This is a genomic window from Clostridium swellfunianum, from assembly GCF_023656515.1.
GTDB lineage: Bacteria > Bacillota > Clostridia > Clostridiales > Clostridiaceae > Clostridium_AT > Clostridium_AT swellfunianum.
This window is the reverse complement of record NZ_JAMOFV010000006.1, coordinates 3,422,232-3,447,858: the sequence shown is the minus strand read 5'-3', so window position 1 is coordinate 3,447,858 and position 25,627 is coordinate 3,422,232. Positions and strand designations below refer to the sequence as shown.

The following is a 25,627-nucleotide window of genomic DNA, read 5'->3' as shown; positions in this document are numbered from 1 at the left end:
TTCAACTCCAGAATATAATTTATTAATCAAGCTGTAATCATTATGCTTGACCTTTATAAATTATATTCTGGACAAGGTGATTTAATTATAAACATTTTTTCATAGTTGCTTCATCAATAAACATGCTCTTAAATATCTCTACTAGCTGAGGATCAAAGTGTGTTCCTGAACACCTTATTATTTCATTAATTGCTTCTTCATGTGTAGCTGCTATTTTGTAAGGTCTTGAATTAGTTATAACATCATAAGAATCGATTATAGAAATAATTCTAGCTGAAAGTATGATTTCTTCACCTTTTAAACCTCTTGGGTAACCGCTGCCGTCCCATTTCTCGTGATGTGATAAAATCCCTTCTGCAATAGGTTTTAAATCGTCAGAGGATAGCGCTATACGGCAGCCTATTTCAGGATGTTTCTTTATAATCTGCCATTCAGCTTCTGTCAGCCGCTCTGGTTTAATCAGTATTTCTCTAGGAACTGCTGTCTTTCCAATATCATGAAGCTTTGACAAGAGCTTTAGCTCGTCCAATATATTAACAGGCAAGTTCATATACTCTCCCATCTTAACAGCCAGTTTGCAAATCCTATCAGTATGCTCCTTAGTCTCAAAATCTATTTCAAATAATGCTCTTTCCATAACAGCAATAGTAGAATGTCTAGCACTTTTTTTCTCCAAAAGCTTGTTTTTATACATTCTATCCTCTGCTAGCTCAAACAATTCATCAATACCTTGCGACTCATTGTTTTTTGTAAACACCCCTAGGGCTATACTTGGCTTGATAAGATTTTGATCAGCTTCTTCACAATATGCTTTTATCCTATTGCATACTCCTGATGCTAGCTTTTCATCTGCATTGGGAAGTATTATAATAAACTCATCTCCTCCAAGTCTAGCAACTATATCTTCTTTTCTGCAAGACTTATTAAGTATTTCAGCTATTGTAACAAGTAATTTATCACCTTCAAGATGTCCAAATGCATCATTTGTCAGCTTAAGTCCATTAACATCCCCCATTATAAGACTAATAGGGAGTTGTTTAGCATCATTAAGCTTCTCAAGCTGAGTTATAAAATAATGCCTGTTATAAAGACCAGTTAGAGCATCGTGATAACTCAAGTATTCAATAGTCTCACTGCGCTTTTTAACTTCAGTAATATCGGAAGCAATCCCTGCCATAAGTAACGGCTTTGAATTTTCATCCCACTTAACAACCTTTCCTTTAATGAGCAGCCATTTAAAACTTCCATTTTTGATTTTAACATGATGTTCATGGGCGTAGCTCTCCTGCCTTCCTTCAAGTAAATCTCTATAGGCTTTTAATAGTTTTAAGAACTCATCTCTAGATAAAATCTTTTTCATTATAGGAAGAAAGTTTTTTATTTCAGTTTCGTCATACTCCAATATTTCTAAGAGCTTCGGGCTAAAAAATATACTTCCAGTAGGTAAATATATATCCCAAAAGCCATCATTTGAACCTTCTAAAACCCTTTGAAGCCGTTCTTGGCTCTCCCTAATTTTTATATTTGCATGGTTTATTTCCTGAAGCATGTTGTTAGTTGACTCTGCAAGATTTGTAATTTCATCTCTACCTTGCACACAAATTCGTTGGGTCATATCTTTACTTAAGCCTACTTTTTTAATAAAATCACTAAGCCTTTCCAATCTTTTTATAAACACTTTGTCTGTAATTATCATAGCCAAGAAGCTTATAACTAGTATTGCAGTTGTATAAATCTTCATAAAAAGTATTAGATTTTTATAACCATTATTGTAAGTATCTCTGGGCAGCTTCATTCTTAAGTTAATGGTATCATTACCGTTAATGTCCTTAATACTTAAGTCACAAAGAACAGCTTCTTTATTTACTATATAAATTTTATAGGTATCTCCATTTTCATTTACAATATATTTTTTACTTGAATCTATATCATTTATGTTTGCTAACTCTGTAATTGAAATATTCGACCCGGTAAGCTCCTGTAGTACCATGTAGTCTGGCGCATCAATATATCTGCCCATTATTAAAGTACCTGCCATAGGTTCCTCAAGATTACTGGTTGATATAGGCCTTGAGGACAACAGCATCGGTTTGCCGTCAATAATTGAAATTCCTGAAATAATACTACCTAAACCTTCATGTTTTAAGAGGCTGCTTTCGGAGCTTATATATTTATCAAAATCCATTGGAGGCTCTACTTCTCTATTACTATTTAAATCAAAACCTTTAGCATATACAACCTTCTTATTGTTATCTAAGAAAACCATTAAATTAAGCCTTAGTGTGGATACTGAAGAATTATCTAAATTATTTTTTATAAAGTCTTTGTTTTCGCCTCTTACAAAGTAATATGCATCATCCCAGAAGGACCAATCTCCACTTGTTGCATTTAATGCAGCAATATCCCTATTTATTATTGTCGTAACATGATTAATATTGTGTATAACTAATTTCTTTTCCTGGTCTTCAATGTTTTTAAGTAGGATAGCATTAGAAAAAACATATATTCCTATCAATCCCAGTAAGCATAATATATTAATCGTTATAAAAGTTTTTATTTTCATTCTCACGTTAGTCATCCCCATTGCAAGTATTATTCCATATTATATTCTACAAAAATCTACTTTTTCCTCCTTAATTCGCGTTAATTTTCATGTGATAAAAATAAAACTTTTTATACGAAAGATAATAAGGCTTTCTGCATAATCTGCAGAAAGCCTATATTTGGATGGTAATGAAATTGGCTTATTTAATTATACACCCATGAACATCTTCATATCGTCTTCAACGTTAGTTATTCCGCCGATACCGAAGTTTTCAACAAGAACCTTAGTTACGTTTGGTGATAGGAAACCTGGTAGTGTTGGTCCTAGGTGAATATTCTTAACTCCTAAGTGTAGTAGAGCTAGTAATACTATAACAGCCTTTTGCTCGTACCAAGCAATATTGTAGGAGATTGGTAATTCATTTACGTTGTCTAGTCCAAATACTTCCTTAAGCTTTAATGCTATAACTGCTAAAGAATATGAGTCATTACATTGTCCAGCATCTAACACTCTTGGAATTCCGTTGATATCGCCAAGGTTTAGCTTGTTGTACTTGTACTTAGCGCATCCTGCTGTTAATATAACTGCATCCTTTGGAAGTGCCTCAGCAAAATCTGTGTAGTAGTTTCTGCTCTTCATTCTTCCATCGCAGCCTGCCATTACAAAGAATCTCTTTATTGCGCCAGTTTTAACCGCATCAACTACAGCATCAGCAAGTGCTAATACTTGAGCATGAGCAAATCCACCAACGATTTCTCCCTTTTCTATTTCTGTTGGAGCTGGTAAAGTCTTAGCAAGTGCTATTAATTCGCTGAAGTCCTTTGTTCCATCTTCCTTCTTATCTATATGCTTAACACCAGTAACGCCTGTTGCACCTGTTGTGAACATTCTATTTACATATGAAGCCTTTGGAGGTACTATACAGTTAGTTGTCATTAAGATAACTCCATTGAAGCTTTCAAATTCCTTATCTTGCAGCCACCATGCATTTCCGTAGTTACCTGCAAAGTGTGAGTACTTCTTGAAGGCTGGATAGTAGTGAGCTGGAAGCATTTCTGAGTGAGTATATACATCTACTCCTGTTCCTTCAGTTTGAGCCAATAATAACTCTAAATCCTTAAGGTCGTGTCCGCTTACTAGTATACCAGGGTTATTTCTAACGCCAATGTTAACCTTAGTTATTTCCGGATTTCCATAAGCTGTTGTATTAGCCTTGTCAAGAAGCGCCATAGCATCTACGCCATACTTACCGCACTCTAATACTATTCCTACATATTCTCCTACTCCTAGGTTGTCATCTGTAGTTGCTGCAAGTCCTCTTTGCATGAACTCATGGACGCCTTGATCTTCAAAACCTAGGTTAAATGCATGCTCAGCATAAGCAGCCATACCCTTTAAGCCGTAAGTTAATAATTCTCTTAAGGATCTTATATCTTCATCCTTAGTTTGAAGAATGCTTACATCTCCTGATTCTGCCTTAACTTCTAATTCAGCATCAGTTGAACCATTCCAAGTTAAACCTTCATAATTGCTTTCGATTGACCCGCCAGCAGCCTTAACTGCAGCCACTATCTCATTTCTTAACTTAAGTCCTGCTCTAACTTCGTTTAAGAATCTAGCCTTATCCCAGTTAGCATTTGTTATAGTCATAAATAAACCGTTGAATACGAATTTGTCAGTTTCAGCCTTATTAACTCCAAGCTCTCTAGCCTTTACGTTAGCTACTGATACTCCCTTTAGTACATACATTAATAAGTCTTGTAAATTTGCAAGGTCTGAAGTCTTACCGCAAACCCCTCTTACTGTACAAGCTTTTCCACCTGCTGTTTCCTGACATTGATAACAGAACATACTCATTGCTAAAACCCTCCTATATATCTATGTGATTTCATTTATTCGCTTTGTTTGATTTGCTTTGTTTAATTTGTTTTTGTCACCTGACGTATTAAATCATACCAAAACGGTCTGAATATTTCTGTAACATATATTACAGATTAATAAATTTATAAAATATTTTTCGCCCAATATTTTTACAACAAATTCAAAATATTGACAATAAATAGAGGATATTTTCTTCTTTTGGCGAATGTATTTATTGATAGTTTATCATTATTCGTTAATATGCAGGAGGACACTATGTTTTCAGATAGTGAAACATATAAAGAAAACAGGTATAAAGCTATAGTTGAAAATATGATCGATGGTTTTGCTTATTACAAGATTGTTTTTGATGAAAATGGTACACCCATTGATTTTTTATATGTAGATGTAAATCAAAACTTTGAAAAACTTACAGGATTAAACCGTGAGAATATAATTGGCAAGAAGTTGACTGAGGTAATTCCTGATATTGAATATATGAATCCCCATTGGGCTGAGGCAGCAATTAAGGCCGCATTAAATGGCGAGAGTATGAAGTTCGAAATTTGTATTAAGCCTTCTAAAAGGTGGTTTTCCTGTTCAGTATTTGGATATGAATATGGCTATTTTGCGGAAATATTTCATGATATAACTGATTCAAAAATATCAAGCGATAAAGTTAAGAAGACAAAAGAAATTTTAAATCTAGCTATCGAAGGCTCTGGAGATGGGGTATGGGACTGGGATTTAAATGCAAACAAAGTAACATACTCTAAGGTCTATAAAGATATTTTAGGCTACGAATTAGATGAATTACCTACAAGTTGGCATAACTGGTTAACCCTCTTGCACACAGAAGATATTGAATATACAAGCAAACATATGATGGATCACCTGCTTGGAGCTACTTCAAGCTTTAATATAGAGTATAGATTTAGGTGTAAAAATGGAAGTTATAAATGGCTTCTATCTCGAGGGAAGGTAACTAAATATACTAAGAATGGAATGCCTACAAGGGTGACAGGAACGCATTCTGATATCACAGAGCGCAAAATTATGGAAAGTGCTTTGAAGGAAAGTGAAGAAAAATACAAAAGCATTTTCAATTCTGTTCATGATGCTATATTTATTGTAGATGCTAAAAGCGGCGATATAATAGAAGCTAATCCTGCAGCTTGTAGTTTATATCAGTATTCAAAAGAAGAGATTATAACAAAGAACAGAACTGATTTTGTTGCAGATACCGAGAAAATGTTTATAAACATTGAACATCAAGTGGAGCACCTTTCAGTATGCCAAAAGAAAAAGGATGGTACTGTTTTCCCAACAGATACCCGTATTAGCGAAGGAACTTACAATCAAAGGGCTGTAAGAATAATTGTTGTAAGAGATATGACAAACCATAAGTTAGTAAGGGAGCTAAGAAAAGAAATAGAGAAAAACCTGCTTGCTATTAATGAATCTAAAATATATGAAAGTTTGAGAACAGAATTCTTTGCTAATATATCTCATGAGTTAAGAACCCCCTTAAATGTTATTTTAGGATCAATACAACTTGAAAATCTCTATCTAAATAGCGAAAGCATAGAACATAACTTATTTAAATATAAAAAGTATACGAAAATAATCCAGCAAAACTGTTTTAGACTTTTAAGGCTGGTAAACAATTTAATTGATATAACTAAAATTGATTCAGGTTATTTAGATTTAAGCTTAGAAAATAAAAATATAGTTAGTATTGTTGAAGACATAACTCTTTCAGTTGCTGACTATGTAGAAAATAAAGGGGTTGACTTAATATTTGATACAGATATAGAAGAGCTTTTTATAGCAGTAGATTCAGATATGATAGAAAGAATAATATTAAACCTTCTGTCAAATGCAGTTAAATTTACTAAGTCTGAGGGTTGTATCTATGTCACGCTAAGCCATCATCATAATGATGTTATTATATCGGTAAAGGATACGGGTACTGGAATACCTGAAAATAAGCTTGAGAAAATTTTCGATAGGTTTATACAGGTAGATAAATCACTTACCAGATCTAATGAGGGAAGTGGTATAGGACTAGCCTTGGTTAAATCACTTGTTGAACTGCACGGTGGTAGTATAAAAGCATTTAGCAAGCTTGGTGAAGGTTGTGAATTCATTGTAACTCTTCCTATAAAGTTGGCTTCAAGCTCCGAATTCGATTTTTTACCAGAGGAAAATGTAAGTAAAAACTATGTAGAAAGAATAAATATCGAGTTTTCAGATATATACTCATAAAAATACCGCAAGTTAAAACCCTTGCGGTATTTTTGTTAAAAACTATAACTAGGCTGACTTGGGCTACTTGTGTTTAAGAATGCTGCAGATAGTATATTTTCTTTTTTAAACACCCTGTTCTCTCCTCTTAAATAGCAATAAGCTATTATTCTGTCTTGTTTTATCTCTAATACCCTTATGTTTCTCATAGTTATCTCATTGTTTTTTAAATACATTATTGCGACAATTAAATTTCTCTCTAGTGATGCCATTAAAATATGATCCACCATATAATCACCCCGCAAACTCTTGTTCTCTATAACATTATTATAAATCGAACTTGTATTCGCGTCAATATCTTTTCCATAAAAAAGAAAAAAAGAGCCTTTAAAGCTCTCTAAAAGTCCTATGCTTCATGTTTAGGATGTTTCTTTACAAGTTCCAAGGCTCCCATAACAGCTTCCACTGCATCTATTTCAAGCTGTTTTCCCAATTCATCATATCTCCTGTAAATTTCTCCAATATCGCTGACTATATATTTAGGCGCAAGACTGTTTAACGCTATAGCCTTTATGTCTAAAAGACATTTTTCACATTTACAAATTTCATTTTCTTTAGCAATCATAGCTGGCATTATTTCGTCAATCACAACTTCCATGTAGTTTTTTAGTCGGTACATATTAATATTTTCCCTCCCTAAATTAATAAAATCTCGCTATTAAAATTATTATATAATAATTTTTAAACCACTTTCTTTTCTAATGCATTTTCTTCAATAATATTCCATACTTCCTGCCAGTTTTGAGCCCTGAATATGTTATCTCTTTCATGTCCTCTATTATAGTAAGTATCCAGTAGTACAACCTTAAATCCATTATCGGCTAAATACAAAGCATTGTCATAGCTGTCTTCTATAAAAAAGTCACAGCTTAGCTCTTTTGCCTTTTCAAGCTTATAGTGACTTCCCAATAGATAAAGTGCATCATATGGTATTTTATTTTTTTGAAGGTAAGTTATAGTTAAAAGCTTCATGGAATTATCCCTAGCAGAAACGAAATAAAGATTATTATCAACAGCTAACTTGTCCAGTATTTTTTTAGCATCAGATCTTATCGCTTGATTTTCGTGTAGATCAAATTTATGTTTCTTATAGAACAAATCAAATTCCTCTTCATCAACTCCATAAACCTTGTCAAGAGAATACTGTGTCACCTGCTTTGGTGTAATGTTCTTATTAAAATATCGATTTGATATATCTAAATAATAATATGGATCTGTTATAGTTCCATCTATATCTATACAAATATTAAGTTGCTTCATTTCCAATCCCCTCCCTAACTATAGTTATAGTAATAACACAATTATAACTTATTTTCATTAATAAGCAATAAAGTATGTTGTTCATGTCCATGCTTAAACTGCGATTAATCTATCCTTTGAGTTCTAAAATCTTCATTTTCTTTTAAAAGAAAAAAAGTCGTAAAAACGACTAATTTATTTTCACGACTACAATAAAACTTGAACCGCCTACCTAAGCTTTATCGCTTTACCAATAGTTCCTCCTAGATATTTGCTCCATATATAATTGTGCTCTTCTACGCACTGGCTAAAATCCTGCTTCGCCCATCTATCTAACATCTGGATTATTCGTTCGTCCTCAATGCCTAAATCCTTCACAGCGTTTTGCACACTTTCAACTCTAGTTTTTGTCATTGCCTTTAATCCCCATATTTGTCCATCCTCTGCAATTATCTTCGTATTAGCCATTTGATGGATTGTATTATATATATCGGCTTTACTAGAAACTTCTGATTGGTTAATCTTATCTTCTGAATTGAAATCCACATTTATTACAGCAAGTTGCTCTTTTGTTGGATTGTCTTTGAATTGAACCGTTGTACTTGTTACTTCTACTGACTTTTCGTTAAAGGAGAAAATTTTTATTACTCCCAAAAGTACACCACCATAGGCAACTACAACTGCTATTGCTATGACGGCCCACTTGAAATAAGTCTTTATACTACCGCCTCCTAATAATGTTACCAATCATATTATAACACCAATTGGTAGTATTTGTTAACTATTGATTTTTTCTTATTCTCCTATCTTTATTGAAGAGGAACTCCTTACATTCATGTTAGAACTTGTTTAAGGCTCAATATTCTTGCATTTGTTAAAAATCTATAAAATATTAGTTATATAAAATTTTTGTCGGCTATATTTTTAACGGCACTTCCAAGCTTATAAGAAGTTTTAGTATCTCCTGCTTTACGGCATCTTTATTTTCCTCAGTTACCTTAAACAAATTTGCATCTTCTCTTGCCATTACCGCATCTATATAAGTACAGCTTACGCTCTTTACCAATGCAATAACAATTTTAGGGCTATCTAGGAGCTTTTTAACTTCATTAGTAAACCTCTTCGCCTTTGATTCCAGAAATCCAATCTCCTTCAGTACGAAAACCTCTCTTCTCCCAAAACTTCTTTCTAAAATCTCTACTCCCTTTGTATTAAAAATATCAATGTTTAGCTTTGATATACCTGAAGAATCATCTTTTTTAAAAAATATATTTCCTCTCTCTCCATCATATAGTGATGTTAAATCAAATACTCTAATATTTTTATTCTCATCATCTCTAGTAACATCTACCCAATAGCCGCCTATATCACAAAGCAGCATATTTTTAATTTCTAATAAAAGTTCTCCTGCATAGTTATTCCACCTTTCACCAGTTAGAAAAATATTATTCACTCTACTCCCCCTAATCTACAACTTGCAAATTACACGTTCCACCTAGCTTTATGATGCTTTTAGCTCCGATATGCAAGTTGTAATGAACTTAACTAAAGCATCAATTTCTTCAAAAGTATTTTCCTCACAGAAGCTTATTCTTAAGCTTCCCATTATATCCTCCTGAGGAAGTCCTATTGCTTTAAGTACATGACTGTCTTTAAGATTCCTAGCTGAACATGCAGAACTTTTGGATACATAAATTCCTCTTTCATTTAAATAAAATAGTATTTTCCCTGATCTTATACCTGGTACAGAAATATTTACTATATGCGGCAAAGAATTTTCAACGTTGCTGTTTACCTTTATTCCCTCTGCAACTCCAAGCTTGTAGATCAGATAATATCTAAGTTTACAAATCCACTCATAATTTTTTTGCAAATTATTAATCATTATCTTTGCAGCCTCTGCAAAACCCACTATAGCTGGCAAATTTTCTGTTCCTGACCTTAAGCCGTATTCTTGCCCTCCTCCGCTTATAAGTGCCTTAGGAATATATATCTTTCTTATAAAAGCTGCACCAATCCCCTTAGGGCCGTGAATCTTATGCGCGCTAATAGAAAGTGAATCTATATTATATTTATTCACATCTATAGAATACTTTCCATAACTCTGTACAGCATCAATGTGAAATAAAGTATCAGGCTTCACCTCTTTGATGAGCTTTCCTATGGCTTCGATGTCTTGAATAGTACCTATCTCATTATTTATATGAATTATACTTATAAGCTTTGTATTTTCTTTTATGTTGTTTTTTAACTCTTCAAGTCTAATCTTCCCTGAACTATCAACATTTAAATATGTAATTTCTACCCCATCTTTTCCAAGTTCCAAACAGCAGTTTAATATGCTTGAATGCTCAACACAGGTCGTTATCATATGATCTCCAGCCTTTAAGAAACCCTTAAGTATAAAGTTGTTGCTCTCGCTCCCCCCAGAAGTAAATATAATTTCTTCTTCAGCAGCATTAATACTGTGTGCTATTGATTTTCTACACTCTTTTAAATACTTTTTAGCTTGCTCTCCAAGAGAATGTATCGAAGATGGATTCCCATAGCATTGAATCATGCAGTTAAACATAGCTTGTACAACTTCCTTATAAGGCTTTGTAGTGGCACTGTTGTCAAGGTATATTTGCATACTATTGCCTCCTAAACTTAATCTTAGTTTAGTATATTCCCCAGTTTTATAAATAATGAAGAATGAATTTTTACTATTCATTCTTCATTTCCGTAAATTCCGCCTCTACCATTTTTTCTTTATTAAAAAATTCATTTGCATCTCCATAAATTCTGACTCTAGTCTTAACAACTTTGTCACTTACCCTATTTCTAAGCCTAACCCCCTCGTTAGCCCTTGCTTCCATAAAAACTCCTGCAAGTTCCCCGGAAGTTCTTATAGCTTTGCCAGCATATCTTCCTACTTTAAGCGTTGCCCTCTGTATAGCCTTTCCTGTTTTTTTCTTCCCTAATATAACAGCTATTCCACCAATTAAAGCACCTGTTATAATCACATTATATTGAAGCGTTGTACCTATAATTTTACTAGCAGTCTTGACTACTTTTGATTTCTTCATCACTTCGTCCCCTTTTTATTTGAAATAATTGTACTTATATTATAGCATTCCCAATGATTTGAAATTATAAGTTGTTTTTTTTACGAAATTTCCAAAAAATAATCCCTGTTAAATTTTTGGCAAAATTGAATATTATAAGCTTTTGTTTTATAATTAAGTTATACAATTTTTATAGTGTTATACTCAAATATAAAAACTGTACTAGTATTATGAGTTATATTTTTGTAAATGATACTCATTATCAACAATCTATATAATAAATCTTAGTCAAGATTAGGGGGGTTTTTATGAATCTGTTAACTTTCAAGCGAGGTATTCATCCTCCACATGGAAAACATTTCACAGAAAACAAACAAATTGAAAACCTGCTGCCAAAAGGAAACCTAGTATTCCCTATGTCACAGCATATAGGCGCACCTTGTGAACCTATTGTTAAAAAAGGAGATAGGGTTTTGGTAGGTCAAAAAATTGGTGAAGCAAAGGGCTTTGTATCCGCTCCTGTATACAGCAGCGTTTCGGGTACAGTAAAGGAAGTCTCACCTATACTTCATCCAAATGGAACTAGAGTTGTATCAGTAGTAGTTGAAAACGATAACCTTTATGAAGAATCACCTACTATGATTCCTAGAAAGAATTATGAGAATTTATCAAAAGAAGACCTTTCGAAAATAATTCAGGAAGCTGGTATAGTTGGTATGGGAGGAGCTACTTTCCCAACTCATGTAAAACTTGCGCCACCTCCTGACAAAAAAATTGATTATATCATTGTAAATGGTGCTGAGTGTGAGCCATATTTAACTTGCGACCACAGACTTATGCTTGAGAACACTAAAGAGATTGTAGAAGGCTTAAAAATTATTCTTAAAATGTTTCCAGGAGTTAAAGGCAGCATTGGTATAGAAAATAACAAAATGAATGCAGTACAAGCTATGAAGGAAGCTGTTAAAGGCATTTCAGACATAGAAGTAGTTGTACTAAAGACAAAGTATCCACAAGGAGCTGAAAAACAGCTTATATATGCAGTAACTGGACGTGAAGTTCCATCAGGGAAGCTCCCAGCAGATGTAGGCTGCATAGTTCAAAATGTTGGTACTATATTTGAAATTTACAATGCTGTAGTTAACGGCAGACCTTCAATGGAGAGAATTGTTACTGTTACAGGAGAGGCTGTTAAAGAACCTAAAAACTTAAGAGTTAAATATGGTACTTCCTTTAAAGAACTACTCGAAGCCTGCGGCGGCTTTAAAGAAGATCCAGTTAAAATTATCTCTGGTGGTCCTTTAATGGGTACAACTGTTAGTACTTTAGACCTTTATGTTATGAAGGGAACCTCAGGTATTTTATGCTTAACAAAGGAGCAAGCTGTACTTCCAGAGCAGTCAAGTTGTATCCGCTGTGGAAGGTGTATAGACGCTTGCCCAATGAATTTAATACCAACAACTTTAGATTCATTAGTAAACAGAAGACTATATGATGACTTTGCTGCAAACAATGGTATGGACTGTATAGAGTGCGGCTGCTGCACAGTTGTATGCCCTGCAAAACGTCACTTGACTCAATCCTGTCGTGAAGGAAAGAGATCAGTTATAGCTAATAGAAAGAAAGCAAATTAATAAAATACTTAGGAGGTTTTTAATATGGCTGAAATGATGTATACGGTATCCTCATCGCCTCATATTCGTGAAAAATCTACAGTTCAAACTGTGATGAGAGATGTTTTAATCGCATTACTCCCAGCTACTTTTGCTGGAATATACTTCTTTAAAGTTAAAGCACTTTTAGTTATACTTGTTTCTGTATTATCCTGCGTTGGCTTTGAATACCTTTGGCAAAAGCTGACTAAACAAAAAATTACTGTTTTTGACTTAAGTGCTGCTGTTACTGGCTTGCTTTTAGCATTTAACCTTCCAGCATCAGTTCCACTTTGGATTCCTGTTATAGGAAGTGCGTTTGCAATAATCATTGTAAAGCAGTTCTTCGGTGGAGTTGGACAAAATATAATGAACCCAGCACTTGCGGGTAGAGCATTCTTACTTGCTTCCTGGCCGGTTCAAATGACTACTTGGACTGTTGATGGCGTGTCTGCAGCAACTGCTCTTGGAGTACTAAAGGAAGGCACTGGCGCTCTTCCAGCACCGATAGATTTGTTCTTAGGAAATATCGGAGGATGTATCGGTGAAACTTCTGTGTTAGCTCTTATACTAGGGGGAGCATATCTTATTTACAAAAGAGTTATCAGCTGGCACATACCTGTTGTATATATTGGAACAGTTTATGTTTTAACCTTTATACTTGGAAGACATGGTTTTATGTCAGGAAACGCCCTTTATGAGTTAATGGCTGGAGGACTTATGCTTGGAGCCTTCTTTATGGCAACAGACTACACTACCTCGCCTATAACTAGAAAGGGACAAATAATTTTTGCAATTGGCTGCGGAATTATGACTTCTGTTATTCGTATATATGGTGGATATCCAGAAGGAGTATCCTACTCCATATTATTCATGAACTTATTCGTTCCATTAATAGATAAATACACAAGACCTCGTGCATTCGGAGGTGGTAAATAATGAAGGAAAATATTAGACTTGGAGTAATTCTTCTAATTATAACTGCTATAGCCGGTCTTCTTCTTGGAGCTGCTCATTCAGTAACACTGGAACCTATAGCTAAGCAAGAACAAATGACCAAAGCGACTGCTATGAAGGAAATACTTCCAAAAGCAGATGAATTTAAAGTTAAAGAGACTGCTGTTGAGGGAATTATCAAAGAAGTTAATGAAGGCTTAGCTTCTGGCAAAACTTCAGGATATGCTATAAAAGTAGCTCCAAAGGGTTATGGCGGTGCTGTTGAACTTATGGTTGGTATTTCTACTGAAGGAAAGGTTGAAGGAATCAAAATTCTTTCACATTCTGAAACTCCAGGACTTGGTGCTAATGCCCCACAACCTAAGTTTTCAGGACAGTTTAAGGGAAAACCAATAGCAAAAGAACTTACAGTTGTTAAAAAAGCTCCATCAGCTGACAATGAAATTGAAGCAATTACTGGAGCAACAATAACTTCCAAGGCAGTTACAAATGGAGTTAATGAAGCTGTACAATTCTACAATTCTAAGCTAAAGGGGGATGCTAAATAATGAGTGTTATAATAGAAAGACTGAAAAATGGTATGTTTAAAGAAAATACCATATTTGTACAAGTTATAGCTATGTGCCCTACTCTGGCTGTTACTACAAGTGCTACAAATGGTATTGGTATGGGACTCGCAACCACTGCTGTTCTTGTTGGTTCAAATATTGTTATTTCAGCGCTTAGAAAGTTTATCCCGGATAAAATCCGTATACCAGCGTTTATAGTTGTTATAGCTGCATTTGTTACCTTGCTTGAATTCTTAATGAAGGGTTTTGTACCAGCACTTTATCAGGCCCTTGGCTTATTCATCCCCCTTATAGTTGTTAACTGCGTTATACTTGGCAGAGCTGAAGCTTATGCTTCAAAGAATAACGTAATGGCTTCACTTTGGGATGGTGTTGGAATGGGGCTTGGTTTCACAATGGCTTTAGTTCTTCTTGGAACCGTAAGAGAAATTTTAGGAGCCGGAACATTATTTGGATTCCATGTGCTTCCTGCTTCCTATAAGCCGGCCTTAATTATGATACTTGCTCCTGGTGCATTCTTCGCTCTTGGAATAATAATGGCAATAATGAATGCGGTTGAAATATCGAAAACAAAGCAAGCAAATTCAAGATTAGCTAACTATGACTGCAGCCACTGTGCTCATGCTGCAACCTGCGGCCAGGCTGTTAAGCTGGACAAATAATCTAATTAAAGAAAGGTGGATATGCAATGACTATTTTTGCTATATTCTTAAGCGGTTTATTGATTAACAACTTTGTTATGTCCAGATTCCTTGGCATCTGCTCCTTCCTAGGAGTTTCTAAAAAGGTTGAAACAGCTACAGGAATGGGACTTGCGGTTACATTCGTTATGGCATTAGCTTCATTTATATCTTATATAGTTTACTCATTTATTTTAGTACCTCTTCACATCGAGTATTTATATACTTTAGCTTTCATACTTGTTATCGCAACCTTGGTTCAGTTTGTAGAAATGGTTATTAAAAAGAACTTTCCAGGTCTTTATAAAGCCTTAGGTATATATTTACCACTTATAACAACAAACTGTGCTGTTCTTGCAGTTGCAGTATTAAACATGACATCTGGCTATAATCTATTAGAGTCCATGGTAAATGGTATAAGTGCAGCTTTAGGCTACTTCCTTGCTATCGTTCTTCTTGCAGGAATAAGAGAAAGAATGGAAGCAAATGATAAGATGCCTCTTGCACTTCAAGGCCTTCCAATAACTCTAGTTACAGCTGGACTTATGTCAATAGCATTCTTAGGCTTCCAAGGCCTAATACGTTAAGGGGGGTCCAATATGGCGGTTAATGATATACTTTTCCCTATTGTCAGTTTAGGTGGACTAGGTGCTACTTTCGGAGTTCTTCTTGGCTATGCCTCAAACAAGTTTGCTGTTGAGGTAGACGAAAGAGTTTCTCTTGTTAGAGAATGTCTTCCTGGAGCAAACTGCGGAGGCTGTGGTTTTGCTGGCTGCGATGCTTATGCACAGGCAGTTGTTGATGGCACTGCTCCAGCAAACAAGTGTACACCTGGTGGTGAAGCTGCTGCGGCTAAAATCGGAGAAGCCTTAGGAATTTCAGTTGATACAGCAGAAAAAGCAGTTGCTTACGTTAAATGTAAAGGAACCTGCAGCTCTGCTAAAGATAAATATAAGTATTATGGAATTCAAGACTGCCGTCAAGCAGTTGTTGCTCCTGGAGGTGGAGCCAAGGCTTGTAGCTTCGGATGTTTAGGATTAGGAAGCTGCGTAACCGCTTGTCAATTCGATAGCATTAGAATACAAGATGGTATAGCAGTTATAAATGAAAATACATGCACTGGCTGCAGTGCCTGCGTTCAAATTTGTCCTAAGAACGTTATAGAACTTCTTCCTGCAGCAAATGGAGTTAGAATAGCTTGTAACTCCCATGAAAAAGGAAAAGTTGTTAAGGATAACTGTTCTGCTGGCTGCATAGGTTGCACAATCTGTGCTAAAAATTGTCCGGAGGGCGCAATTACTATGGTTAATGACCTTCCTGTTATAGATTACAGCAAGTGTACTCAGTGCAAGGTTTGTGTAGCTAAATGTCCTACTAAAGCAATTGCAGATTTATTTTAATAAAAACTACTAATCAAAAAGGTATGCGATTAAGCATACCTTTTTTAATTATTATAAATTTAAATATTGAAACCGTTTAATTTTTATAATATAATAATATTACATAAAACCTAATCTATTAATAACTTGCTGTTTTGTTTATTCAGGTATTACAAAATATCATCGTAAGCAAAGTCCAGTAAATGAAGTTTTTCATTTATTGGGCTTTTTTTGTTTAATTTTATATAAGGAGGTGTATAGCTTAAAACTTATAACTTTATCGCAGAAAATAATAAAACTTTAGGGGGAATTCATATGATAACAAAGGGATTTACTTATGTAGCGTTTTTAATTTTCTTTGCCAGCATGTTAGTGCTTGCTGAAAAAAAATCAAAACTAAAGCTTTTTAACTACTTACCTGCAATTGTTCTTATTTATTTTACAGCAATGCTTCTTTCAACTGTTGGTTTTTGGCAAAACACAAAAGAAATTACAAGCGCTTATAAAGCATTAAAGGATAACCTTCTTCCTGCAATGATATTTTTAATGCTCTTAAGATGTGACTTAAGAAAAATATTAAAGCTTGGGCCAAAGATGCTTATTGGTTTCTTCTCTGCTACAATAAGCATAATGATAGGTTTTATAGTTACCTATATGCTCTTTAAAGGCTTCTTTGAAGCTGATACTTGGAAGGCTTTTGCAGCTCTTTGCGGCAGTTGGATAGGTGGAACTGGAAATATGGTAGCTGTTCAAGGAGCACTAAATATACCAGATGCTAAGCTTGGATATACACTTCTTATGGATTCAATAAATTATTCAATATGGGTTATGTTCCTACTTTGGGCAGTTTCCTTCTCTCCTAAGTTCAATAAATGGACAAAGTCCAATACAAAATTAATAGATGAACTCGGTGCACAGCTTTCAAAAGAAGAAGGGAAAACAAGAAAAGAAATTGAATTTGTAGATATAATAGTTTTACTCGGCTTAAGCCTTCTTGTTTCTGCTGTTTCAATGTATTTAGCACCGTTTTTACCTCAATCAACCTTCTTCCAAGGACAAACTTGGTCAATACTTATAGTTACAGCGCTAGGGATTATATTTGCAATGACTCCAGTCGCTAAAATACCTGGATCAACCGCACTATCAAACGTAATGCTTTATACTATAGTAGCTCTTATTGCTTCAAGAGCTAACTTTACAGAACTTACCAAGGCACCAATTTACATAATTGCAGGTTTTGTAATTTTAGGCATACATGCTCTATTATCAGTTCTTGCAGCTAAAATATTTAAACTTGATTTATTCACTTGTGGTGTTGCAAGTCTTGCAAACATTGGTGGTATAGCATCAGCTCCAATACTTGCTGCTGCTTACAGTGAAGCTTTAGTACCAATTGGGGTCTTAATGGCTCTAATGGGCTATATAGTTGGTACTGGCGGAGGACTATTAGTAGGTAAAATATTATCTATTCTCTAGCAGGGCCAATAAGTTAACATTTATCCTGTAGGAAAAATATTGTATAATATTAATAAATATTAGAAAAGTAAAGCAAGTTTATTGTGCAGTATTATAGGAGGTTTTTATGTACAGCAAAGAAACTGTTTATATCGTAGGTAACTCAAAAACCACCACTGAAAATGCTATAACTCACAGATTTCACTCCTTCTATATTGGCTTCGTTGCTGAAGGAACTACAGGAAAAATCATTGATACAAGCTGTTCCTCTACTATTAGAACCACAGAGGAATTTATAAAATGCTTATTTATAGACAAAAGCCTGGCTGAATATGATGATAATTTGGAAAGAGAAATTAAAAGAAGGTATCATGGCTCTTCTCAAAAAGCAATCATAGTTGCTTATAAGGATGCTGTAAAAAAATATATTGAAGTTAAGGAAAAGTATTTTTAACTGCTTTATTCAAAAAGTGCTAACTACCTTGGCAACTAGTCTGAATAAAATCCAGTAAAAACTAAATACATAGGTTTTTACTGGATTTTTTGTATTACTTTAATGTAAAATTATGTATATAAATAATTAAAATGGAGATGGGAAAATGAAAATCACAGACATTAAATTAGGACGTATCTCTGTGCCTCTTAAAAAACCTTTTAAAACAGCATTAAGAACTGTAACCAGTGTCGAAGATGTAATAGTTAAAATTACCACCGACTGTGGTGCTGTAGGTTATGGCGAAGCTCCACCTACAGGGGTTATTACAGGCGATACTACTGGAGCGATAATAGGTGCTATTGGAGATCATATTAGAAAGCATCTTATCGGTATGGATGTAGAAAATTTCGAAGAGATAATGCTTAAATTGGATTCCTCACTTGTTAAAAATACAAGCGCAAAGGCTGCTATAGATATTGCTTTATATGATTTATATGGACAGTTATATAATGCGCCTGTTTATAAGCTCCTTGGCGGCTACAGAAAAGAAATAATTACTGATATAACCATAAGCGTTAATGATCCAGAACAAATGGCTAAAGATTCAATAGAAGCTGTTTCTCTTGGTTATAACACTTTAAAAATCAAGGTTGGAAAAGATGCATCTACAGACCTTGAAAGAATGAAGGCTATAAGAAAGGCTGTAGGCTACGATATTAAACTTAGAATTGATGCAAATCAAGGCTGGAAACCAAAAGAAGCTGTAAATACTTTGAGAAAGATGGAAGACGCAGGGCTTGATATTGAATTTGTTGAACAACCTGTTATAGCTCATGATTTCGAAGGCTTAAAGCTTGTATCTGATAACGTATCTATACCTGTACTTGCAGACGAAAGCGTATTTTCCCCAATGGATGCAATAAAGATTATGCAGATGAGAGCTGCTGATCTAGTTAATATAAAACTAATGAAAACTGGCGGAATTCATAATGCTCTTAAAATTTGCTCTGCCGCTGAGGTTTATGGAGTTGAATGTATGATAGGCTGTATGCTTGAAGCTAAGGTTTCCGTAACTGCTGCTGTACATTTAGCTGCTGCAAAGAGTATCATAACTAAGATCGATTTAGATGGTCCTGTACTTTGCAGCGAAGACCCTGTAGTGGGCGGCGCTGTATTCAATGAATATAAAATAACACTAAACAATGATCCTGGTTTTGGATTTAAAGATATTCACGGTGTAATATACAAGTAGCTAAAAGGTTGCATTCATAGCTTTGAAATAGAGCTATGAATACAACCTTTTATTATTAATTGGATTATATATGATAAAATAGTATATGAACCAATAGATCTTTAAACACATAAAAATTCTTATTGAGGTGCAATGATGAAACCTGAACAAATTTTTAAGAAGTTAAAAAGTAAAGAATATAACTTTTTATATTCTCACAAAAACTTAGGCGATAACATAATTCTTCTAACAGTAGGCGGATCGCATGCTTATGGTACAGCTACGCCAGCAAGCGACCTTGATATAAGAGGCATAGCTGTAAACTCTGCTGACGAAATACTAACGATGGACTATAACGATAAGCCATTTGAAGATAGAACTACAGATACGGTTGTTTATTTCTTAAAGCAAATTACTAATCTTCTTTTAAATTGCAACCCAAACACAATAGAAATTTTAGGAACACAGCCAGAGCAGCTTTTTATTTGCACTGAAGAGGGACATTTATTAAGAGATAACGTGGATTTATTTTTATCTAAAAGAGCTGCAGCTAGCTTTGGTGGTTATGCCATTGCTCAGCTTAGACGGCTTCAAAATGCCTTAGCCAGGGACAGCTATCCTCAAAAGGAAAAAGAGCACCATATACTAAGCAGCATAGAAAAGCAGCTTTTAACTCTTCCTGACAGATTTAAAGAGCTAACCGAAGGTGTTCTTAAGCTTTATTTGGATGCTTCAGAGAAAGAAAACTTTGACGAAGAAATATTTATGGATGTTAACCTAAAACATTACCCTTTAAGAGATTTTAAAAATATCTACTCTGAAATGAACAACGTTATAAGAGACTATGATAAACTTAACCATAGAAACAGCAAGAAGGATGAACTTCACTTAAATAAGCATGCCATGCATCTAATCAGGCTTTTAATCATGGGCACAGAAATACTATCAGGCAAAGGTGTTCATACCTACAGAGAAAAAGAACTGCCTCTTCTTCTAGATATAAGAAATGGCAAGTATAGCTATGAAGAAATTTTCAGCCTTGTGGATGAATTTGATGTTGAATTTAAACATGCTGCTGAAAACACAATTCTTCCAGATGCTCCAAATACCCATAAAGTCAAAGATCTTATAATGGAAATAAATAAAAAAGTTATATCAAAAGTAGCTAAGAAAGACCAGATTACAAAATTATAAAAGCATATACAAATACAGAGTTTATTTCAGATTATGCCCTATTATTTTATTGGCAAAACCTAAGTATTATTATAGAATTATTCCTATAATCAAAGTTTTAGTTTGGAGGTACCTATGAACTTTAAAGAATATACAGAAAATATGAAAAGAACAGCTGGTTCACTAGAATTAAACAATGAAAGCCTCTGTTGGGGAGCTATGGGCATTTCTGGAGAGGCTGGAGAGGTTACTGACTACCTTAAGAAAGTAGTATTTCATCATCACCAGTTAGATAAAGACAAAGTAGCTGAAGAACTAGGAGATGTGCTTTGGTATCTAGCTTGCACTGCTGAGCTTATAGGATATGATTTAGAGAAAATAGCAGAAATGAATATAGAAAAGTTAAAAAAGAGATATCCAGAAGGTTGGGATGTTGAGAGAAGCAAGAATCGCTAACATCCTTGACTCTGGCAGACTTTGTTAGCGAAGAATAGAATAATTAATTTGCTTCTCCTTTTCGAAATAATAGCTGTTTTGAAAATCAAAACAGCTATTACTTCCTATAATTGTTAATCACTGATTTCCTTCTTTATCCCACGCTGAAGAGTATTCTTATAATTTATAAAAGAATACACATCCGCCCTAAATAAAGGACTGAACATGTTCAGTTGATCTAGAGTTAAATCCTCAATTACAGTATTATTTTCCTCACAGTATAAAACTATTGAACCTACTACTCCATGAGCATCTCTAAAAGCTTGGCCCTTACTAACAAGATAATCAGCAACCTCTGTAGCATTTAAAAATCCTTTTTTTACTGCATTCTTCATGTTTTCAGCTTTAATCTTTAAGGTAGAAAGCATTCCAGACATAACCTTTATGCAGCTCATTACAGTATCAAGCGCATCAAAAAACTGTTCCTTATCCTCCTGCATATCCTTATTATAAGCTAAAGGTAAACCCTTCATTGTTGTAAGTAATCCTATGAGAGAGCCATATACCCTTCCAGACTTCCCTCTTATAAGCTCCGCAGCATCAGGATTTTTCTTTTGCGGCATGATGCTGCTGCCTGTAGAAAACTCATCACCTATTGTTATAAAATCGAATTCCTTACTGCTCCATAATATTAGTTCTTCACTTAACCTGCTTAAATGCATCATTATAAGTGAAAAACAGGAGGAGAGTTCTATTAAGTAGTCCCTGTCACTTACCCCATCCAAAAAATTATCTACAGGCTTCTTAAAGCCAAGCTCTTTAGCTGTAAAGTCTCTATCTGTATTATATGTGGTACCTGCAAGTGCACAGCAACCAAGAGGACTTTCATCTAGCAAGTCTACCGCATTAATAATCCTCTTCTTATCCCTTCCAAGCATGCTGTGATAAGCCATAATATGATACTTAAAGGTAACTACCTGTGCCCGCTGAAGATGCGTATAGCCTGGCATAAGCACATTGTTTTCTTCAGCAAGCCTCGATATCACTCCCTGCAGCTCATCTATATAGTCTATTATCTCGATAGCTTTAGACTTTGTATAAAGCTTCATATCCACCGCTACCTGATCATTCCTGCTTCTTGCTGTATGAAGCTTTTTTCCAACATCACCAATTTCTAAAATAAGGTTAGTTTCCACAAAGCTGTGTATATCCTCATAGTCACCATTGATTTCAAGCTTTCCTTGTTCTATCTTTGTCAGAATGATATCTAAGCCAGCAAGAATAAGCTCACTTTCTGCAAAAGTAACAATGTCACACTTTGCAAGCATCTTTACATGTGCCTTGCTGCCAATAATATCTTCCTTATATAACCTTTTATCAAAATTTAGCGAACTGTTAAAGTCCTCCATAAGCTTACTTTCATCTTCTTTAAACCTTCCGCCCCATAGCTTCATCTGTAAAAACCGCCTTTATCTATTTTTCTTATCAACCATTGCCTGAATCTTATACGGAAGAGCAAACAGATTAATAAAGCCTGCAGAATCCTTTTGATTGTATAATTCACTGGTACCAAAGGAGGATATACCTTCATCATATAATGCATAGGCGCTTTCAACTCCTGCAACCATAATATTTCCCTTATAAAGCTTTAACTTAACAGAACCAGTCACATTCTTCTGGGTAATTTCAATAAAGGCATCCATGGCTTCTCTCAACGTTGTAAACCATAAGCCGTTATATATAAGCTCTCCATATTTTTCTGCTAGCAAACGCTTATAGTGTAGGGTTTCCTTTTCAACAGTAGCATATTCAAGTTCTCTGTGTGCTGCATATAATACAGTTCCTGCAGGAGTTTCATATACCCCTCTTGATTTCATTCCAACAAGACGGTTTTCTAAAATATCGATAACTCCTATTCCGTTTTCTCCACCTATTTCATTCAAAGTTTCAATTAATTTAACAGGAGAAATTTTCTGTCCATTTAATTTTACTGGAACACCTTTCTCAAAATATATTTCAACATAGGAAGGCTCATCCTTTGCAAGTTCTGGAGGAGTTACCATCTGGTACATGTTTCTCTTATGTTCATTTGAAAGATGCTCCAAATCTCCCCCCTCATGGCTTAGGTGCCATAAGTTTTTATCTCTTGAGTATATCTTTTCTTTACTTACAGTAAGCTTTATATTTCTAGCCTCGGCATAATCAATGGCTTCCTCCCTTGACTTTATATCCCAAATTCTCCAAGGCGCAATTATCTTAATTTCCGGATCAAAGGAAGCTATACCAACCTCAAATCTTACTTGGTCATTTCCTTTTCCTGTACATCCGTGGCAAATATATTTTGCTCCTTCCATATGAGCTATTTCCACAAGCTTTTTAGCCATTGATGGTCTCGCCAAAGAAGTACCCAGAAGATATTTACCTTCATATAAAACCTCAGCTTTGATAGCCTTAAAAAGATACTCCGTTACAAACTCTTCTTTTAAATCAGCTATATACACCTTAGCTGCCCCTGAGTTTATAGCCTTAGCTTCTATTTCCTTCATATCATCTCCCTGTCCAACATCCATACAAGCAGCAATAACTTCAAAATCATAATTTTCCTTTAACCATGGTACTATGATAGACGTATCTAAACCTCCAGAGTATGCTAAAACAATTTTTTCCTTCATAATAGTAATCTCTCCTTTTAATTATTATTGTGCATATATATACACTATTAAAATATGAATATATATATGTGAATTTATTAACATGATTGAAGCTTGTATGATACCCATACTTTAACATAAGGCTTTTTATTGCATTTTTATACACATAAAATTTCTTCTTATTTAATAAATATTGGTACACCTCACCATAGCCCTTTAATATCAGTGATTTACCTATGCATATTATTTTTTATTACCGAGTATGTTTATTATTATACATTAACACTTATATATATTCAATCCCCTTTTACTTTTTTATTCCACAAAAAACATGAAATTTTCTTAATGTAACCTATTGCACGACCGAAATATTTTATGTATAATTATAATTAATTTATAAATAATTATACAATTGAAAGGGTGTTAAACATGAAAAAAATCTTATTATTAACTCTTACTGCTATAGTTGCTGCTTCTGTAATGACAGGTTGTGACCAAAAGACAACTACTACTGTAAACACTAAGGTCGCAGCAGAGGATGTTATTGCTTCAGTAAAGAAAAATGATACTCTAGCCTCAGCACTTCCCGAAAAAACTAAGACAGCTGGAAAAATATCCTTTGGCGTAGATGATGCCTATCCTCCAATGGAGTACAGAGATGAAAAAAATACCTTGGTTGGTTTTGACATTGATTTTGGTAATGCTATTGCTAAAAAGCTAGGAATAAAATCAGAATGGGTACCTACTGTTTGGGATGGAATTTTACCTTCGCTATCAGCAAAGAAGTTTGATGCTATATTATCATCTTTAAGCATTACTGATAAGAGAAAGCTTGAGATAGGCTTTAGCGAACCATATATTATGGGCGGCCCAATTATAATTACTAAGAAGGATAATACCTCTATTAAAACCTCTGATGATTTAAAAGGAAAGATAGTAGGAGTTCAACTAGGCTCAACCGGTGATAATGCTGTGTCAGTAATAAGCGGCACAAAAGAGATAAAGAAATATGATAAAATACCTCAAGCCCTTCTGGATTTAACCTCCGGAAGAATTGAAGCAGTAGTAGCAGATGACCAAGTTGGAAGATATTATGTTGGACTAGATGCTAGTAAATATTTAGTTGCCGGTAAGTTAAACGATGAGCCTTTTGGAATTGGATTTAGAAAAGAAGATAAAGACTTAACAGATGTAGTGCAAAAGGCAATTGACGACTTAAAAGCTGATGGAACCCTTTCAAAGATATCTTTAAAGTGGTTTAAGACAGATATATATAAGAAATAACTTACATTAATATATCCTTGTATGAAATTATACAAGGATATAGCATAAAAGGGGGATAACAAACTTGGATATGAATTTTGTATTAAATTCAATGCCTTATTTGCTAGAAGGCAGCATCATGACAATCAAACTTACAGTCATAACATTAATATTAGGAACACTGCTCGGAATAATAATGGCACTCTTTAAGATAACAAACAATATATTTATATCTTCATTTTCTACCTTGTACACATGGATATTTAGAGGAACTCCTATGCTGCTGCAGTTATTTTTCTTTTATAACGCTCTCCCGATGATGGGGATTACTCTAACTCCCTTTACAGCCGCAGTGCTCGGTCTAAGTCTAAACTGCGGTGCTTATATGGGAGAAATAATTCGCGGAGGAATTATTTCTGTAGATAAGGGACAGTTCGAAGCTTCAAAGGCACTTGGTTTTACTTATTTTCAGACTATGACAAAGATAATATTACCTCAAACCCTTAGAAATATTATTCCTTCTGTGGGAAATGAATTTATAACCATGCTTAAAGATACTTCTCTTGTGTCTGCAATAGCTATGTCCGAGCTTATGAGAAGCGCAAATCAAATTGCTTCTACAACCTTCAAATATACTGAAATGCTTTTGGCCGCAGCATTCTTATACCTTTTGATGACAACAATTTTTACAAGTGCTTTTTCTTTTCTTGAAAAGAAACTATCAGTTTACGCTTAGGAGGGACGTCAA

At 34.5% G+C, this 25,627-nt stretch carries 25 protein-coding genes; 14 read left to right on the top strand and 11 right to left on the bottom strand.

Going from position 1 to position 25,627, the window contains the following annotated elements; translation table 11 throughout:
- Window positions 1–85: 85 nt before the first annotated feature.
- Window positions 86–2,563, bottom strand: a complete 2,478-nt coding sequence (locus NBE98_RS16240) for a CHASE4 domain-containing protein (protein ID WP_250817604.1) — start codon at window positions 2,561–2,563, stop codon at window positions 86–88.
- 189 nt (window positions 2,564–2,752) lie between these two features.
- Window positions 2,753–4,402, bottom strand: coding sequence for a hydroxylamine reductase (gene hcp / locus NBE98_RS16235; RefSeq protein ID WP_250816063.1), 1,650 nt, complete (start codon window positions 4,400–4,402; stop codon window positions 2,753–2,755).
- 279 nt (window positions 4,403–4,681) lie between these two features.
- On the opposite strand from hcp, the gene NBE98_RS16230 reads away from it, so the two are divergent.
- Window positions 4,682–6,673 carry a PAS domain S-box protein gene (locus tag NBE98_RS16230; RefSeq protein ID WP_250816062.1) on the top strand — a complete coding sequence of 664 codons (1,992 nt, stop codon included), beginning with the start codon at window positions 4,682–4,684 and terminating at the stop codon, window positions 6,671–6,673.
- Between the two features lie 35 nt (window positions 6,674–6,708).
- Here the strand turns inward: NBE98_RS16230 and NBE98_RS16225 are convergent, their stop codons facing one another.
- The 7 genes from NBE98_RS16225 to NBE98_RS16195 form a co-directional block, all read right to left on the bottom strand.
- Complete coding sequence (locus NBE98_RS16225; protein WP_250816061.1) at window positions 6,709–6,942, bottom strand: hypothetical protein; 234 nt, start codon at window positions 6,940–6,942, stop codon at window positions 6,709–6,711.
- A gap of 116 nt (window positions 6,943–7,058) precedes the next feature.
- The gene (locus tag NBE98_RS16220) at window positions 7,059–7,331 is read right to left on the bottom strand and encodes a late competence development ComFB family protein (protein ID WP_250816060.1); all 273 of its coding nucleotides are present in this window, start codon (window positions 7,329–7,331) and stop codon (window positions 7,059–7,061) included.
- A gap of 62 nt (window positions 7,332–7,393) precedes the next feature.
- Window positions 7,394–7,972 carry a 5' nucleotidase, NT5C type gene (locus tag NBE98_RS16215; protein WP_250816059.1) on the bottom strand — a complete coding sequence of 193 codons (579 nt, stop codon included), beginning with the start codon at window positions 7,970–7,972 and terminating at the stop codon, window positions 7,394–7,396.
- Window positions 7,973–8,179: 207 nt separating this feature from the next.
- Window positions 8,180–8,698, bottom strand: a complete 519-nt coding sequence (locus NBE98_RS16210; RefSeq protein ID WP_250816058.1) for a DUF6241 domain-containing protein — start codon at window positions 8,696–8,698, stop codon at window positions 8,180–8,182.
- A gap of 169 nt (window positions 8,699–8,867) precedes the next feature.
- The gene (locus NBE98_RS16205; protein WP_250816057.1) at window positions 8,868–9,404 is read right to left on the bottom strand and encodes a nucleoside-triphosphatase; all 537 of its coding nucleotides are present in this window, start codon (window positions 9,402–9,404) and stop codon (window positions 8,868–8,870) included.
- A 48-nt stretch (window positions 9,405–9,452) separates the two neighbouring features.
- Entirely contained in the window at window positions 9,453–10,583 is a 1,131-nt protein-coding gene (locus NBE98_RS16200; RefSeq protein ID WP_250816056.1) for a cysteine desulfurase family protein, read from the bottom strand.
- Between the two features lie 73 nt (window positions 10,584–10,656).
- Entirely contained in the window at window positions 10,657–11,019 is a 363-nt protein-coding gene (locus NBE98_RS16195; protein ID WP_250816055.1) for a hypothetical protein, read from the bottom strand.
- A gap of 287 nt (window positions 11,020–11,306) precedes the next feature.
- Here NBE98_RS16195 and rsxC point away from each other — a divergent pair, with 287 nt between their 5' ends.
- The 11 genes from rsxC (at window position 11,307) to NBE98_RS16140 (ending at window position 20,986) form a co-directional block, all read left to right on the top strand.
- The gene (gene rsxC / locus NBE98_RS16190; protein WP_250816054.1) at window positions 11,307–12,632 is read left to right on the top strand and encodes an electron transport complex subunit RsxC; all 1,326 of its coding nucleotides are present in this window, start codon (window positions 11,307–11,309) and stop codon (window positions 12,630–12,632) included.
- 24 nt (window positions 12,633–12,656) lie between these two features.
- On the top strand, window positions 12,657–13,589 hold the full coding sequence (locus tag NBE98_RS16185; RefSeq protein WP_250816053.1) for an RnfABCDGE type electron transport complex subunit D: 933 nt from the start codon (window positions 12,657–12,659) through the stop codon (window positions 13,587–13,589).
- Complete coding sequence (locus tag NBE98_RS16180; protein WP_250816052.1) at window positions 13,589–14,155, top strand: RnfABCDGE type electron transport complex subunit G; 567 nt, start codon at window positions 13,589–13,591, stop codon at window positions 14,153–14,155. Before NBE98_RS16185 ends, NBE98_RS16180 begins: the two co-directional genes overlap by 1 nt.
- Window positions 14,155–14,838 carry an electron transport complex subunit RsxE gene (gene rsxE / locus NBE98_RS16175; protein ID WP_250816051.1) on the top strand — a complete coding sequence of 228 codons (684 nt, stop codon included), beginning with the start codon at window positions 14,155–14,157 and terminating at the stop codon, window positions 14,836–14,838. The genes NBE98_RS16180 and rsxE overlap by 1 nt, the downstream gene beginning before the upstream one ends.
- Before the next feature lie 26 nt (window positions 14,839–14,864).
- Complete coding sequence (rsxA, locus tag NBE98_RS16170) at window positions 14,865–15,443, top strand: electron transport complex subunit RsxA (protein ID WP_250816050.1); 579 nt, start codon at window positions 14,865–14,867, stop codon at window positions 15,441–15,443.
- A gap of 12 nt (window positions 15,444–15,455) precedes the next feature.
- Window positions 15,456–16,256 carry an RnfABCDGE type electron transport complex subunit B gene (locus NBE98_RS16165; protein WP_250816049.1) on the top strand — a complete coding sequence of 267 codons (801 nt, stop codon included), beginning with the start codon at window positions 15,456–15,458 and terminating at the stop codon, window positions 16,254–16,256.
- Window positions 16,257–16,550: 294 nt separating this feature from the next.
- A complete protein-coding gene (locus NBE98_RS16160) occupies window positions 16,551–17,711 on the top strand; it encodes a DUF819 family protein (RefSeq protein WP_250816048.1) in 1,161 nt (386 codons plus the stop codon).
- A 106-nt stretch (window positions 17,712–17,817) separates the two neighbouring features.
- Window positions 17,818–18,144: a DUF3870 domain-containing protein gene (locus NBE98_RS16155; RefSeq protein ID WP_250816047.1), complete on the top strand. Its 327-nt coding sequence runs from the start codon at window positions 17,818–17,820 to the stop codon at window positions 18,142–18,144.
- A 145-nt stretch (window positions 18,145–18,289) separates the two neighbouring features.
- Window positions 18,290–19,378 (top strand): dipeptide epimerase, encoded by a 1,089-nt coding sequence (locus NBE98_RS16150; protein ID WP_250816046.1) that lies wholly within the window; start codon window positions 18,290–18,292, stop codon window positions 19,376–19,378.
- A 135-nt stretch (window positions 19,379–19,513) separates the two neighbouring features.
- A complete protein-coding gene (locus tag NBE98_RS16145; protein WP_250816045.1) occupies window positions 19,514–20,551 on the top strand; it encodes a DNA polymerase beta superfamily protein in 1,038 nt (345 codons plus the stop codon).
- Between the two features lie 114 nt (window positions 20,552–20,665).
- Window positions 20,666–20,986: a nucleoside triphosphate pyrophosphohydrolase family protein gene (locus NBE98_RS16140; protein WP_250816044.1), complete on the top strand. Its 321-nt coding sequence runs from the start codon at window positions 20,666–20,668 to the stop codon at window positions 20,984–20,986.
- Window positions 20,987–21,099: 113 nt separating this feature from the next.
- Here NBE98_RS16140 and argH read toward each other — a convergent pair whose 3' ends face one another.
- Both argH and NBE98_RS16130 read right to left on the bottom strand, forming a co-directional pair.
- The gene (gene argH, locus NBE98_RS16135; protein WP_250816043.1) at window positions 21,100–22,419 is read right to left on the bottom strand and encodes an argininosuccinate lyase; all 1,320 of its coding nucleotides are present in this window, start codon (window positions 22,417–22,419) and stop codon (window positions 21,100–21,102) included.
- Between the two features lie 15 nt (window positions 22,420–22,434).
- Window positions 22,435–23,637, bottom strand: a complete 1,203-nt coding sequence (locus tag NBE98_RS16130; protein WP_250816042.1) for an argininosuccinate synthase — start codon at window positions 23,635–23,637, stop codon at window positions 22,435–22,437.
- Window positions 23,638–24,045: 408 nt separating this feature from the next.
- Between NBE98_RS16130 and NBE98_RS16125 the strand changes: the two genes are divergently transcribed.
- Together NBE98_RS16125 and NBE98_RS16120 are read left to right on the top strand one after the other, a co-directional pair.
- A complete protein-coding gene (locus NBE98_RS16125) occupies window positions 24,046–24,900 on the top strand; it encodes a transporter substrate-binding domain-containing protein (protein ID WP_250816041.1) in 855 nt (284 codons plus the stop codon).
- 64 nt (window positions 24,901–24,964) lie between these two features.
- A complete protein-coding gene (locus tag NBE98_RS16120; protein WP_250816040.1) occupies window positions 24,965–25,615 on the top strand; it encodes an amino acid ABC transporter permease in 651 nt (216 codons plus the stop codon).
- The last annotated feature ends 12 nt before the right edge of the window (window positions 25,616–25,627 follow it).